We start from the raw sequence: 13,633 nt of genomic DNA, 5'->3' as shown, positions 1-13,633 counted from the left end.
CTCAATCTCCGGCTTGTGTCTTTGTGTTTGAAACGGGCGGTTTACGGCGTGCGGTCGCGGCGATCAGGACCACCGTCGCCACAAGGGCCGCAAGACTGATCGGGCTTTGCAGAAAGACCATCGGATCGCCGCGCCCGATGATCAGCGCCCGGCGCAGGTGTTCCTCGACCAGCGGGCCGAGGACGAGCCCGAGCAGAAGCGGTGCGGGCGGCAGGCGCAGCAGGCCCATGCCGTAGCCGATCACGCCGAAGACGACCACCAGGACGATATCGAACGGGTTGTTGCGCAGCGAAAAGACCCCGATGCAGATCAGCGCGAGGATCGCGGGGTAGAGCAGCCGGTAAGGCACGCGCAACACGTTCAGCCAAAGGCCGATCAGCGGGATGTTCAGAAGCAGAAGGATGACGTTGCCGATCCAGAAACTGGCGACCAGGCCCCAGAACAGGTCGGGCTCGTTGGTGATCAGCGAGGGGCCCGGCAGGATGCCGTGCAACATGAGCGCGCCCATCATGACAGCCATGACCGCGTCGCCGGGAATGCCCAGTGTCAGGGTCGGGATGAAGGCCGCCTGCACCGCGGCGTTGTTTGCCGCCTCGGGGGCCGTCACGCCCTCGATCATGCCGGTTCCGAATTGCTCGGGCGTGTCCGAGAGACGTTTTTCCGTCGCATAGGCCACGAAGGACGCGACCTGCGGGCCCAGCCCCGGCAGGATGCCCGTGACGACCCCCACCAAGGACCCGCGCCAGGTCGGCCCGATGCTGCGGCGCAGGTCTTCTCGCGTGGGCAGCATCGAACGCAGGGTTATGGTTTCCTGCGTGGGCCGCGGCGGCGCGCCGCCGGCCAGGTTCGACAGGATCTCAGCCACGCCGAAAAGCCCCATCACCACGATCACCAGGCTGAGGCCGTCGGCAAGGCTGAGCATCCCGAAGGTAAATCGGTAGCTGCCGGTCGTCATGTCGGTGCCCACGGTCCCGAGCAGAAGGCCGAATGCGACCATTGCCAGCCCTTTCAGCATCGACCCCGGCGCCAGGGTGGCGGCGGCGACGAGCGCCAGCAACATGATCGAAAAATACTCGGTCGAGCCGAATTCGCGGGCAAGGCTCGCCACCCCCGGCGCGACCAGCGTCATCAGCAGGATCGCGAACGACCCGCCCAGGAAAGAGACGATGGTTGTCACAAACAGCGCCACCCCCGCGCGGCCCGCCTTGGTCATCGGGTAACCGTCGAGCGCGGTCACCGCAGTGGACGCCGTGCCCGGCAGGTTCAGCAGGATCGACGCGACCGACCCGCCGTATTGCGCGCCGTAGAAGATGCCGGCCAGCATGATCATGCCGTGGGTCGGGTCGAGCGAGAAGGTGAACGGCAGCAGGATCGAGATCGTGGCCAGCGCACCGATCCCCGGAAGCACCCCGATGGCCATTCCGATGGTGGCGCCAAGCAGGCAGAAAGCCAGTGCCTCGGGGGCGAGCGCAACGGCGAAGCCGCCCGCGAGATCGGCCAAAATAGCGCTCACGGTCTGCTCATGGCCATGGCCAGACGGGCAGAGGCAGCGCGAAGATGCCGACGAAGACCACGCTCGTTGCGGCGGCCGTGGCAATCGCCAGAAGCGCGGTTTCCAGAGGCCGCAGCCGCCCCTGCCCGAAAGCCCCGATGAAGACCAGAAGCGCCGTCGCCGCGAAAAAGCCGACGCGCGGCGCCAGCCATGCCCAGGACAGGAGCGCACCGATCACCACCAGGATCGGTCTCAGCGCGGGGCGCTCGACCGTCGACTGGTCGTGCCAGCCGACCGCGGCGATGGCCAAGCCCAGCCCGCCGAGGATCGCCGCGTAGACGACCGGCAGGAATCCCGGGCCGATCCGGTCGACCGACCCGAACGCGTAGCCCGACGCCTCCAGGCCGGCCGCGGCCGCCACCGCCGCGACGACGATCCCGCACAGCGTTTCGCGCCGTCTCAGCCGCTGTGGGAACGCATGTGCCATTCGCCCCGATCCTTTCCGAGTGCCCGTCTACCCAAGCCGGTCACTCAGGCCGATCGTTTCATAGACCTCGCGGATATGATCGAGTGTCTCCTGCGGGATGATGTCGCTTTCCGGCTCGTGTCGCCAGCCCACTTTTTCCCGCGCATGGCGCCCCATGATCTCGTCCTGATCCGAGGTCGCGCCACTGATTCCGTAGGCGCCGATGATGTCGTCGCCGTCGAAGATCGGCGCCATCCCGCCCGAGGCCGCGACGCGGCCGCCGGTCAGGGCGGCCGCGTTGATCAGGAATTGCGGATTGCGCTGCTGGAACCATTTCTGGATCACCAGCCCGTCGGGAAAACGCGGGCTCATCGTGCGGAAGGCCGCGATCGTGTAGGCCTTGGCGATGGCGGTGTCGGCGGTGATGAACCCCGCCCCCACCATCCGCTCGACCGCGATCACGTGCCCTTCAGGGCCGACGATCGCGGTGGCGACGGGGGCGCCCATCTGGGTTGCCTTCTCTTCGACCGCATCGAAGAACGGGCGGCATTCCTTTGCTGAAAGCAGTCGCATCATCTGCAAGACCTCCGATCTGTTCCGCGCCCCGCTCAGTTGAGCGAGATGCCCGCCGCTTCGACCACGTCCGACCAATTGCCGACCTCGACGTCGATGTAACTGGCCATGTCCGCGGGCGAACCGCCCAAGGGCTGGATGCCGGCACTTGCCATACCGTCCCGCACCGCGTCGGTCTCCAGCGCCGTGTTCACCGCGTCGGCCAGCGCGTCGACGATGGCATCGGGCGTGCCGGCTGGGGCCACCAGGCCGAACCAGACCGACGTGTCGAACCCCTCGACGGCGGTTTCGGACACTGTCGGCAGGTCGGGGAACATGGCCGAGCGCTGCGACAGCGTCGAGGCGAGGCCCCGCAGGCTGCCATCTTCGATGCCCGAGGCGGCCGATGATTGCGGCGCGAATACCAGGTCGATGCGTCCGGCGGCCAGGTCGCGTACCGCGTCGCCCGAACCCTGGTAGGGAACATGGGTCATCTCGGCACCGACGGACGAGGCGAAAAGCTCTGCCGACAAATGCGGTGCCGTGCCGACCCCCGCCGAGCCATAAAGCAGCATCGGCTCGCCGGCCCGGGCCAGGGCGATCAGCTCTTCCATCGAGGTCGCTTTGACATCCGGGTGGACGGTCACGATCATCGGGACCGCGCCGACCAGTGCCACGGGCGCGAAATCGCCGGGAAAGTCGTAGGCCACGTCGCGCCCGAGCGCGGTGCCGATGGTGTTGGCCACCGTCGCCATCAGCAGCGTCTGTCCATCGGCATTGGCAGAGGCGACGGCCTGTGTCGCAATGCTGCTGGCGGCACCGGGGCGGTTCTCGACCAGAACGCGCTCCCCCAGGATTTCCGAAAGCTGGGCGGCCAGCAGCCGGCTGGCAACGTCGGTGGAACTGCCCGCCGAAAACCCGACAAGGATGGTAACCGGCCCGCTCGGGTAATCCTCTTGCGCCAGGGCCGGCGCGTGAAAGGCCGAAATCCCGAACGCGCAAGCAAGCCCGATGAGCGAACAACGACGAGTGATGGAGCGAAGCTGCATGATTGATCCTCCCTGTTCGGGGCCAGGCCCCGGTTCGTCCGAATTGACGAATGCGCGCCCGGCACGGGCACACCCCTCCAGCGCCTACAACACCGCCATTTCTGCGGTCCGGTCAAATGGGATCTTCGGAAGGGTTCATCCATTTTTTCGATACATCTGTGTCGATTTCCTGAGATTGGTTTCGCAGATTGGCTTTTTGGCAGGGCGGGTTCGGTTTTGCTAATACAACGCCCCGATTTTCCAATTTGACCTATCCTCGGAAATCCATCGTTTATGGGGGCATCCAGCAGGGGAGGTCCGGGTGGACGTCGAGGAGATTCTTGAGGGCTACGAGCGAATGATCGGCCGTGTGCCGCCGAAGGTCGCGGCGCGGATCGATCTGATGCGCGAACGGGACCCTGTGGCGCTGGACCGGCTGGAAACGCTCCGCGCGCAGTTCCTCGATCCCGACACTCTCGACCAGAAGACCGTGCAGCTCATCGCCTTCGCGATCCTACTGGTCCAGACCTCGAACGCGGCGGGCAACCATGCCCGTGCCGCGCTCAGGGCCGGGGCCACGCCGAAAGAGCTGATCGACACCGTCCACATTGCCTTCCTGTTCCGCGGGCTCGCGGCGGCCAACCATGCCGGAGAGATACTGGCCGACGTCTTTGCCGCGACAGAGCAGGCCGACCCCTGACATTCATCACTTGGGAGGATTATCCATGCGACTTCAACCGCTTCTGGCCGCCTGCGCGGTATCCCTGGCCGCGGTCTCGGCCACCCCTGCCAGCGCGCAGGACTACCCCGACGGGCCGCTGGAATTCATCGTGCCGTTTCCGCCGGGTGGGGCCAGCAACCTGATCGGCCGGGCCATCGCCTCGGCCATGTCCGAGGATCTGGGCGTCGAGATCACGGTGCTGAACCGGGCCGGCGCCGCCGGGACGGTGGGCGCGACGGAATTGTCCCGCGCCGAGGCGGACGGATACACCATCGGGATCCTGACCTCGACCCCGTTGCTGATGCGGCCCCACACGGCCGACCTGCCCTACGAGCTGTCCAGTTTCGAACTGATCTGCCGCGGCTTCGACAACCCGCTTATCCTGACGGTGGCCACGTCCTCGGGCATCACCACGCTGGAAGAGTTGATGGCCCTGGCCGAGAACGATCCTGCGGCCGTGCGCTTTTACAGCGAAGGGCCGGGTACGTTGCAGGACATCGCCATGAACGCGCTGCAAGAGGCCGGCGGCTTCGAGGCGCTTGGCGTGCCGATGACCGGCGAACAGACGGCGGTGCAGAACCTGTTGTCGGGTGTCATCAACGTGGCGCCGATCACTGCGGGCACCGCGCTCGGCAATCCCGACTTGCTGACCCCCATCGCCATCATGTCGCGCGAACGCGTCCCCAATCCGGACGTGCCGACGGTGGGCGAGGTGCTGGGCAGCCCCGTGATCTACAGCCTGACCGGTGCGATCGTGGCGCCCAAGGGCATCCCGGCCGACCGCTACGGCCGGCTGGTCGAAGCCTGCGCCACGGCGCAGGGCTCGGACAGCTTCAACGAGGTGCTGGGCCAGTACTCGATGCCCCCTGTCAGCGAGACCGGCGCCGGGTTCGCCGAGGCGCTGACCGGCGAGTATGACGCCATCGGCGCCTTCCTGTCCGATATGTAACATCGCACGCCCGCGGGCCCGGCCGGCGCCGATGCCGGCCGGGCCACAGATCAAGACCAGTGAGCGTTGCCGCAAAATGCCCCGCCTTCTGACAGCAACCAGTTTGTCCGCCGCCGCCTTCCTGATCTTTTGGGGGGCGATGTGGCTTTGGGCGGCAACCTCGTCGCTTGGCGGGCAAGGCGGTCAGCTGGCCTATGATCCGCTGTTCTATCCGCGCGCGCTCATCTTCCTGGGGCTGGTCCTGGCAGCCGCGGTGCTGATCTACGGTCTGTGGACGGGGGCGTCCGACCGATCGGGCCAGGACACACGGAGTGCCCTGATGGCGATGGGGCTTTCGGCCGGCTTCTTGCTGACGCTGAAGCCGCTCGGTTTCTTCCTGTCCTCGGCGATCTTCATGGCGGCATTCGCGTTGACGTTCGGCTACCGCCGGCCCCTGATCCTGGCTGCCACTTGGGTTGCCACCGCGGGCTTCGTCTGGCTCGCCTTCACCGAAGGTCTGCGGGCGCCGCTGCCCGGCTGGCCCGCGTTCCTGGACTGAGGGGCCCGCGCTATGGAAGCCCTGCTCGCCGGTGCCGCGCTGTTGGCCGATCCCATGGCGATCGCGGCGCTGGTCGGCGGCGTTCTGCTGGGCGTCGTGATCGGGGTGCTGCCCGGGCTCGGGCCCGCGGTCGGCGTCTCGCTCGCGCTGCCCCTGACCATCGGGATGGATCAGGTCCCGGCGATCACGCTGCTTCTGGGCATTTACGCCGGGTCGATCTACGGCGGGTCGGTCACGGCGATCCTGATCAACACGCCCGGCACGCCGTCCTCGGCGGCCAGTTGCCTCGACGGATATCCGATGGCCCGCAAGGGGCGCGTGGGCGAGGCGCTTGGCATCGCCGCGCTGGCGTCGGTCGCGGGCGGCATCCTGTCCCTGCTGATCCTGGCCTTCGCCGCCCCGACCATCGCGCAATGGGCGCTCAATTTCGGTCCGGCGGAGATGCTGGCGCTGGTCCTGTTCTCGCTGACCTGCATCGCCTCGGTCTCGGCGGGAAACCAGCTCAAGGGCCTCCTCGCCGCGCTGTTCGGGCTGTTCCTGGCCGTGGTCGGGCAGGACGTTTTCTCGGGCGAGGTTCGGTTTGATTTCGGCGTCTTCGAACTGGCCGCCGGCCTGTCGCTGGTGCCGCTGCTGGTCGGGCTCTTCGCGCTTTCCGAGGTGTTCTGGCGCATGGGCGATCCGGCGCGCTCGGCCGGGACCGGTGCCCTGCCGAGCGGCTTCGCCTTCCCGCGTCTCGGCATGGTTCGCCGTCTTGCCCCCACGATCCTCAAGAGCGGGGTGATCGGAACCCTGATCGGTGTCCTGCCCGGTGTCGGGCCGACCGCGGCCTCTTTCGTAAGCTATGCCGAAGCGCGGCGCGCATCGAAAACGCCCGAGGACTTCGGCAAGGGGGCGCCGGAAGGACTGGCCGCCAGCGAGGCGGCGAACAATGCCGTCACGGGCGGGGCGTTGGTGCCGACGCTGGCGCTTGGCGTGCCGGGCGATCCGATCACGGCGATCATGCTGGGCGCGCTCGTCATCCAGGACATCGTGCCGGGGCCGCGGCTATTCACCCAGCACGCCGACCTGGTCGCGGCGCTGCTGCTCGGGCTCTTGATCATCAACCTGCTGATGCTGCCCATCGCCAAGTATTTCGCCTTTCTCTGGCGGCGGCTGCTGTCGCTGCCGGATGCGCTGCTGATGGCGGGTGTCGTCATCCTGATCGGGGTGGGCATTTTCACGCTCAACAATTCCGTGCTCGACCTCGTGACCGCACTTGTCGCCGGTCTGGTGGGGTACGCCCTTCGGCGCGCGGGCTATCCGCTGGCGCCGATCATCATCGGGTTCGTGCTGGGCAAGCTGCTGGAGCAGAACCTGCGCATGGGTCTGATCGTGTTCCAGGGCGACTGGACCCGCTTTGCCGCCAGCCCGATCGCCGCGGGTTTCCTGGCGCTGACGCTGGGCTTTTTGCTTTGGCCTCCGGCCCGGCGGCTGTGGCGGAAAAGGTCAACGAAAGGAACCGACTGATGCGGACCTGCCTGCCGCCAAGACCGCCCCGCCGTCCCGGCCGGACCGTGCCGACCGGGCTGATCGACGCCCATTGCCACATCGTCGGGCCGGCCGACCGTTTCGCGCTGGCGCAAGGCCGTGCCTACACCGCACCCGACGCGCCGCTCGAGCAATACCTTGCGCTGCGCGAGGCGCTCGGCATTTCGCGCAGCGTGGTGGTGCAGCCGGGGGCGCACGGCTTCGACAATGCCGTGACGCTCGATGCCATAGCCCGCATGGGCGAGAGCGCGCGCGGCATTGCGGTCGTCCCGCTCGACGTGTCGGAGGGCGTGCTGGCCGATTACGACGCCGGCGGCATCCGCGGCGTCCGCCTGTCCTCGATGCTGCGCGGCGCCTCGGGGACCGAGGGCATGCAGCAGCTTGCCCACAAGATCGCGCCCCGTGGCTGGCACATCCTGTTCCACCTGCACGACGCCGACGAGATTCTGGAACTGGAAAAGGCAATCCGGGCGTCGCCCGTGCCGATCATGCTGGATCACATGGCGCGCACAACCGGCGACATGGGGCCGGGCAGCGCGGCCTTCGGGTGCCTGTTGCGCCTTTTGGAGGATTGCGACCACGTCTGGACCAAGATCTGCAGCTGGTACCGCCTGTCCTCGCGCCCCGACTGGACCGACATGGCCCCGCTTGCGCAGGCGGTTCTGGACACCGCGCCGGACCGCGTGGTCTGGGGCTCGAACTGGCCTCACGTGATGCTGTTCGACGGGCCGGTACCCGACGATGCGGCGCTGCTGGACCAGGCGATCGACTGGTTCGGCCCGCACGCGCGGCAGGTTCTGGTCGATAATCCCGCCCGGCTCTATTTTCCGGGCGATTGACCCGGTCTAAGGGTCTGCCAGGATGTGGATATCCGGCATATGCGCAAGGTGATGCCCGTTCACCAACACATGCAGGAAATCGCGGCGAAACCGTTCGGCGATGGTCTGAAGCGGCACGCCTGTCCGGGTCGCTATCCCGACCTCGCGCTGGATCTCGGGCTCGGTCATCGGCAGGTGGACAAGCTGCGTTTCGGTCGGCAGTGCGGCCAATGTCAGGGCCGGCAGCACCGAACTGACCCCGCCTTCCTCGACGATCTTCAGGATCGACGGCACCCGCGATACCTCGTATTTCGCCTTGTCCAGCACGCTTGCATCCGACAGGTGACGGTCGATCAGCCGCCGGATCCCGGTGCCGCGGGTCATCACGACGAGGTTGGCCTGGTCCAGGTCGCGCCAGCGGATGAACTTGCGCGTGGCAAAAGGGTGGTCCTGGGTGCAGACAAAGCGGAACCGGTCCCGCAGCACCGGCTCGAACGCGATCTCACGGTCGTCCGAGAACAGGCAGGTCACCGCGAAATCGACAGCGCCCGATTTCACCTGATCGAGGATGCCGTCCACGTTCTCGTCGCGGATCGACACCGAGACCTTGGGGAATTGCTGTTTGAACACCCCCACCGTCGGCGGCATCAGCAGCGTTGCGACGGTCGACAGGCACGCGACCGATATCGCGCCTTCGTTGGTGTTGATCTCGCGCTGTACCTCGTTCAGGGCGCCGTCGAGATCGTCGAGAATCCCGCGCAGCCGCCGCATCAGCACCGCGCCCGCGGGCGTTGCCACGATCGTCCTGTTGCGGCGGTCCAGAAGCTCGGCATCGAGCAGGAACTCCAACTGCTGAACCGACTGGCTCAAGGCCGACTGGGACAGGCCAAGCTCGCTGGCCGCGCGGCTGAACGAGCCAAGGCGGGCCACCGCCATGAAGCCCTGCATCTGCCGCAAGGTCGGCCGGATGCGGGTCGGCTGGCTGCTCGCTTTCGGGCCTTGCTCGCTTGTCTCTTTTTCCCCGGTTTCGATCTCGGTCTTCTTTCGCTTAACCTCGGACCCGGCGAGCGTGCGTCGCACAGCGACCGCAGGTCAACCGGAACGTCGCACCAATCCCACCCGGCACAGAAACGATGACCTGAATCCCGGACACCGAAGTGGGCCGGAAGGTGAACTGGAAAAGCGCTGACGACGCCACCGCGCAGAAGGGCCAGGCGTTCGCACACGGTGCAGACGCCGGATTGACGCCGCGCTCCTCGCGCCTTCGCCTTTCGTCATGGCCTCTGCGCGCCGCTCACCCCGACATAGACCGCGCACAGCGTGTGGGTGGAGGCGATGAAGAGCCGATTGCGCTTGGGGCCGCCGAAGGTGAGGTTCGCCACCATCTGGGGCATCTTGATGCGGCCCAGCGGGCGGCCCTCGGCATCGAACACCCGCACCCCGTCCTGCGCGCTGGACCAGAGGTTGCCCTGCACGTCCACCCGGAACCCGTCGGGCACGCCGGGCGCGACCTCGACGAAAACCTCGCCGCCGCTGAGGGCGTTGTCGTCGCCCACGTCGAAGACGCGGATATGGTGGGGCCCGTCGGGATCGTGGCTGAGCCCGGTATCGGAGATGTAGAGCTTGCTCTCGTCGGGCGAAAAGGCCAGCCCGTTCGGCTTGACGAAATCGTCGGCCACCACGGCGATCTCGCCCGTGGCCGGGTCAACGCGAAAGACGAAGCAGCCTGCCTGCTCGGGCTCGGCCCGGTGGCCCTCGTAATCCGACAGGATGCCGTAGGTCGGATCGGTAAACCAGATCGTGCCGTCGGATTTGACCACCACATCGTTGGGCGAGTTCAGCCGCCCGCCCTTGTAGCGGTCGGCGATCACCGTGATGGTGCCGTCGGGTTCGGTCCGGGTAACGCGGCGGGCGCCATGTTCACAGCTGACCAGCCGTCCCTCCCGGTCGCGGGTGTTGCCGTTGGCGAAGTTGCTGTCGGCGCGGAACACGCCGACGCCCATGTCCGGCACCCAGCGCAGCATGCGGTTGTTGGGGATGTCCGACCAGACCAGATAGCCCCCATCGTCGAACCAGACCGGGCCCTCGGCCCAGCGGCAGCCGTCGAACAGCACCTCGACCTCGGCGATCGGCACGGTGAGGTCGCGGAAGCGCGGGTCGAAATACTCGTAGGCGTCGCCGACAAGGGCCATGGTGTCCTCCTTCAGGTTCGGCGGCGCGTGCCGCTGGCCGCAACGATCACGCCGATGATGATGAGGCCGGTCAGCACCATGCGCACCCCCGCCCCCGCGCCGAAGGTGTTGAGCATGGTGACCAGCAGAAACAGAAACAGCGCCGCGCCCCAGAGGCCCGGCACGTTGGCAAAACCGCCCGCGACCGAGGTGCCGCCGATCACCACCACGGCGATAGAACTCAGCAGGTATTCCTCGCCCATGTTCAGCGCCGCGCCGCCTGAAAAGCCGGCCAGCAGATAGCCGCAGAGCCCCGCCAGCGTGGCCGACAGGATGTAGGTGGCCGCGCGGATCCGCTCGACCCCGACACCGGCCAGATGGGCGGCGCGCGGGTTCTGACCGATGGCGACGACGCCGCGGCCGTAGAGCGTGCGGGTCAACAGAACGTGCCCGGCCACGGCCAGCACGGCCACGCAAAGCGCGATGACCGGGACGCCGGCGATCTTGGCGGTGGTGAAATCGGCCAGCGCCGCGGGCGGCTTGACCCGCAGGCCACGGTTCCACCAGATCGCGGCGGACTGGTAGATGAAGCTCGACGAGAGCGTTGCGATGATCGGCGGGATGCGCAGCAGGCGGATCAGCGCGTAATTCACCGTGCCGACCACCAGCCCGATGCCCAATGCTATCAGCAGCCCGACCGGGATCATCGCCGCCGCCCCCGCCATCGTCTTCATTGCGACGGTGCCCGCCAGCGTCATGCAGGCCGGGATCGACAGATCGACATTGCCGGGCCCGAGGGTGACCACGAACATCTGGCCCAAAGCCACGATGACGTAGAACGCCCCGAAGGTCAGCGCCGCGCGCAGCACCTCGCCCGCGCCCTGCCCGCCGGTAAAGGCGGCGGTGGCGCCCCAGACCCCCAGCGCGCCGACCCAGGCCCAGACCCAGGGCTGTTTCAAAAGGTTCAGCGTCGCGGTCATCGGCGAACCTCCCCGCGGCTGATGAGAACGCGCAGCGCCAGAACCAGGATCAGGATCGCCCCCTGCGCCCCGATCTGCCAGTCGGGGTTGAGCCGCAGGAAGGACAGGAACGACCCGGCCAGCGCCAGCGTCACCGCGCCGATCACCGCGCCGATCGGCGAGACGCGCCCGCCCACGAATTCGCCCCCGCCCAGGATCACCCCGGCGATGGACAAAAGCGTATAGCGCAGCGCGATATTGGCGTCGGCCGAGGTGGTCAGCCCGACCAGCGCCATTCCCGACAGCACGCCGAAAAACCCGGCCAGCGCGAACATCGTCATCTTGATCCTCAGGATCGACCAGCCGGCGCGCGCCAGCGCCTGCGGGTTGCCCCCTGCCCCGCGCAGCACCGTGCCCCAGGCCGAGCGCATCAGCAGCACATGCACGGCCAGCGCCAGCACCACCGAGGCGATGATCGGGAACGGCACGATGGGCGGTTTCAGCGTCATCAGGCTGCGGATGTAGTCGGGCGCCGCGCCGCCCGGTGTCGGCAGCACCAGTACCGCCAGCCCAAGCCAGACGAAGGACATGCCCAGCGTGACCACGATGGAGGGCAGGTTGCGCAGATGGATCAGCGCGCCCAGCCCGGCATAGGCCGCCACCAGCCCCGCAAGCGCGAGCACGCCCAGCAGCGGCGCGTCGTGCAGCCATGTCGCGGTGATGCAGGCCACGAGGCTGACAAAGGCCCCGATGGACAGGTCCAGCTCGTTGACGCAGAGGATGAACATCTGCGCGATGGTCGCCAGCGCGATGGGCACCGCGAGGTTGAGCAGCAGGTTGAGCCCGAAATAGCTCATGGTCCGGGGCTGCAGCCAGAAGATCGCGATCAGCAGCGCGGCCAGCGAAAGCGGCGGCAACAGCGCGCGCAGCACGCGGGGAGAGACCGGCGCGCTCATGCGTCCTCCCGGAACGAGGCGTGCAGCACCCGTTCCTCGGTCATCTCGGCGCGCGCCAGGTCAGCCACGATCGCGCCCTCGCGGAACACGTAGACATGGTCGCAATGGACAAGCTCGTCCATCTCGGTGGTGTACCAAAGGAAGGTGCGGCCCTTGGCGGTCTCGGCCCGGATCATCGCGTAGACTTCTTGCTTGGTGCCAACATCGACGCCGCGCATCGGGTCGTCCATGGCAATGATCGCGGCGGTCGATCCCAGCGCGCGGGCGAACAGCGCCTTTTGCTGGTTGCCGCCCGAAAGCGACAGGATCGGGTTGCCGATATCGGGGGTGCGGATGCCGATGCGCCCGCGCCACTCCTCGGCGAAGGCGCGCGCCCGGCCGTGGTCGAGCAAGGGGCCCGACAGGAATTGCCGCAGCGAGCCGATGGCGATGTTCTCGGCGATGGACCAGAGCGGGAACACGCCGTCGCTTTGCCGGTCGCCGGCCACCATCGCCACCTCGCCGTCAACGACGGTGCCCGGACGGTGGTCGAAGATCTGGACCAGCAGCTCGGTCTGGCCCTGCCCGCTGAGCCCGGCCAGCCCCACCACCTCGCCGCGATGGGCGGTAAGGGCCAGGCTGTCCGGCCCCGGCGGGCTGGCCTCGACCACCACCGGCGCGTGGTCGCGGATCGCGGCGGTCTGCGCGGTCTCGCGCGGGGCGGCCTCGGCGACGCTGCCCATCGCCGCCACCAGCTTGCCGCGGTCGAAGGCCGTCGCCGCGTCGAGCGCGACCACGCCGCCATCGCGCATCACCGCGATGCGGTCGGCGGTGTCCAGTATCTCGCCCAGCAGGTGCGAGATCAGCACGCAGGCGCCCCCGCCCTCGACATGGCGGCGCACATGGGCCAGCAGCTTGCCGGCCGCCACCGAATCGAGCGACGAGGTCGGCTCGTCGAGGATCACCACCCGCGCGGGGGTATCGGTTTCGGCGAAGGCGCGGGCGATCTCGACCATCTGGCGCCGCGCGATCGACAGGTCGCCCACGATGTCGTCGGACGAGATGCCGTGGCCGGGAAAGATTTCGTCCAGCCGGCCGCCGATCAGTGCCCGCGCCCGGCGCCGCCAGCCGGGCCCCGAGATCGCCTTGTGCGAGATGCGCGCGTTCTCTGCCACGGTCAGGTTGGGGCAGAGCGAGCCCTCCTGATAGACACAGCGCACCCCGTGGGCCAGCGCCACATGCGGGGCGTAGCCGCGTGTCAGGTCGGTGCCGCCGACCTCGATCCGGCCGGCATCGGGGGCAAGGTTGCCCGACAGCACGTTCATCAGCGTGGACTTGCCGGCCCCGTTATGGCCGACAAGGCCCAGGCACTGGCCGGGGGCCAGCGCCAGCGTCACCCCGGTCAGCGCGTGGACGGCGCCGAAACTTTTCTCGACGCCGTCCAGCCGGACGACCGGTGTCGCATCGTCAGCCATCG

At 67.8% G+C, this 13,633-nt stretch carries 14 protein-coding genes; 5 read left to right on the top strand and 9 right to left on the bottom strand.

Going from position 1 to position 13,633, the window contains the following annotated elements:
- Nucleotide 1: 1 nt before the first annotated feature.
- Genes Ga0609869_RS10525 through Ga0609869_RS10510 form a run of 4 tightly spaced genes read right to left on the bottom strand, consistent with a single transcriptional unit; the run spans nt 2 to nt 3,559 of the window.
- Complete coding sequence (locus Ga0609869_RS10525) at nt 2-1,513, bottom strand: tripartite tricarboxylate transporter permease (protein ID WP_245972337.1); 1,512 nt, start codon at nt 1,511-1,513, stop codon at nt 2-4.
- Nucleotides 1,514-1,520: 7 nt separating this feature from the next.
- Nucleotides 1,521-1,979, bottom strand: coding sequence for a tripartite tricarboxylate transporter TctB family protein (locus Ga0609869_RS10520; protein ID WP_125406935.1), 459 nt, complete (start codon nt 1,977-1,979; stop codon nt 1,521-1,523).
- Nucleotides 1,980-2,006: 27 nt separating this feature from the next.
- On the bottom strand, nt 2,007-2,534 hold the full coding sequence (locus tag Ga0609869_RS10515; protein WP_211336826.1) for a GlcG/HbpS family heme-binding protein: 528 nt from the start codon (nt 2,532-2,534) through the stop codon (nt 2,007-2,009).
- Between the two features lie 32 nt (nt 2,535-2,566).
- Nucleotides 2,567-3,559: a Bug family tripartite tricarboxylate transporter substrate binding protein gene (locus Ga0609869_RS10510; RefSeq protein WP_125406930.1), complete on the bottom strand. Its 993-nt coding sequence runs from the start codon at nt 3,557-3,559 to the stop codon at nt 2,567-2,569.
- 301 nt (nt 3,560-3,860) lie between these two features.
- On the opposite strand from Ga0609869_RS10510, the gene Ga0609869_RS10505 reads away from it, so the two are divergent.
- Genes Ga0609869_RS10505 through Ga0609869_RS10485 form a run of 5 tightly spaced genes read left to right on the top strand, consistent with a single transcriptional unit; the run spans nt 3,861 to nt 8,112 of the window.
- Nucleotides 3,861-4,238 carry a carboxymuconolactone decarboxylase family protein gene (locus Ga0609869_RS10505; RefSeq protein WP_211336825.1) on the top strand — a complete coding sequence of 126 codons (378 nt, stop codon included), beginning with the start codon at nt 3,861-3,863 and terminating at the stop codon, nt 4,236-4,238.
- Nucleotides 4,239-4,263: 25 nt separating this feature from the next.
- Nucleotides 4,264-5,208: a Bug family tripartite tricarboxylate transporter substrate binding protein gene (locus Ga0609869_RS10500; RefSeq protein ID WP_170168847.1), complete on the top strand. Its 945-nt coding sequence runs from the start codon at nt 4,264-4,266 to the stop codon at nt 5,206-5,208.
- Between the two features lie 31 nt (nt 5,209-5,239).
- A complete protein-coding gene (locus tag Ga0609869_RS10495; RefSeq protein ID WP_170168846.1) occupies nt 5,240-5,746 on the top strand; it encodes a tripartite tricarboxylate transporter TctB family protein in 507 nt (168 codons plus the stop codon).
- A gap of 12 nt (nt 5,747-5,758) precedes the next feature.
- Nucleotides 5,759-7,252, top strand: a complete 1,494-nt coding sequence (locus Ga0609869_RS10490; protein WP_125406922.1) for a tripartite tricarboxylate transporter permease — start codon at nt 5,759-5,761, stop codon at nt 7,250-7,252.
- On the top strand, nt 7,252-8,112 hold the full coding sequence (locus tag Ga0609869_RS10485) for an amidohydrolase family protein (RefSeq protein ID WP_125406920.1): 861 nt from the start codon (nt 7,252-7,254) through the stop codon (nt 8,110-8,112). Before Ga0609869_RS10490 ends, Ga0609869_RS10485 begins: the two co-directional genes overlap by 1 nt.
- A gap of 6 nt (nt 8,113-8,118) precedes the next feature.
- Here Ga0609869_RS10485 and Ga0609869_RS10480 read toward each other — a convergent pair whose 3' ends face one another.
- The 5 genes from Ga0609869_RS10480 to Ga0609869_RS10460 form a co-directional block, all read right to left on the bottom strand.
- A complete protein-coding gene (locus tag Ga0609869_RS10480; RefSeq protein WP_125406917.1) occupies nt 8,119-9,171 on the bottom strand; it encodes a LysR family transcriptional regulator in 1,053 nt (350 codons plus the stop codon).
- Nucleotides 9,172-9,365: 194 nt separating this feature from the next.
- On the bottom strand, nt 9,366-10,283 hold the full coding sequence (locus tag Ga0609869_RS10475; RefSeq protein WP_125406914.1) for an SMP-30/gluconolactonase/LRE family protein: 918 nt from the start codon (nt 10,281-10,283) through the stop codon (nt 9,366-9,368).
- An 11-nt stretch (nt 10,284-10,294) separates the two neighbouring features.
- Nucleotides 10,295-11,242: an ABC transporter permease gene (locus tag Ga0609869_RS10470; protein ID WP_125406912.1), complete on the bottom strand. Its 948-nt coding sequence runs from the start codon at nt 11,240-11,242 to the stop codon at nt 10,295-10,297.
- Nucleotides 11,239-12,177: an ABC transporter permease gene (locus Ga0609869_RS10465; RefSeq protein WP_125406909.1), complete on the bottom strand. Its 939-nt coding sequence runs from the start codon at nt 12,175-12,177 to the stop codon at nt 11,239-11,241. Before Ga0609869_RS10465 ends, Ga0609869_RS10470 begins: the two co-directional genes overlap by 4 nt.
- A complete protein-coding gene (locus Ga0609869_RS10460; RefSeq protein WP_125406906.1) occupies nt 12,174-13,631 on the bottom strand; it encodes a sugar ABC transporter ATP-binding protein in 1,458 nt (485 codons plus the stop codon). The genes Ga0609869_RS10465 and Ga0609869_RS10460 overlap by 4 nt, the downstream gene beginning before the upstream one ends.
- Nucleotides 13,632-13,633 lie beyond the last annotated feature (2 nt).

Origin of the sequence: Rhodovulum iodosum, from assembly GCF_041020385.1 — a bacterium.
Lineage (GTDB): Bacteria > Pseudomonadota > Alphaproteobacteria > Rhodobacterales > Rhodobacteraceae > Rhodovulum > Rhodovulum iodosum.
The sequence above is the reverse complement of the archived record's forward strand: the minus strand, read 5'-3'. Positions and strand labels throughout refer to the sequence as shown.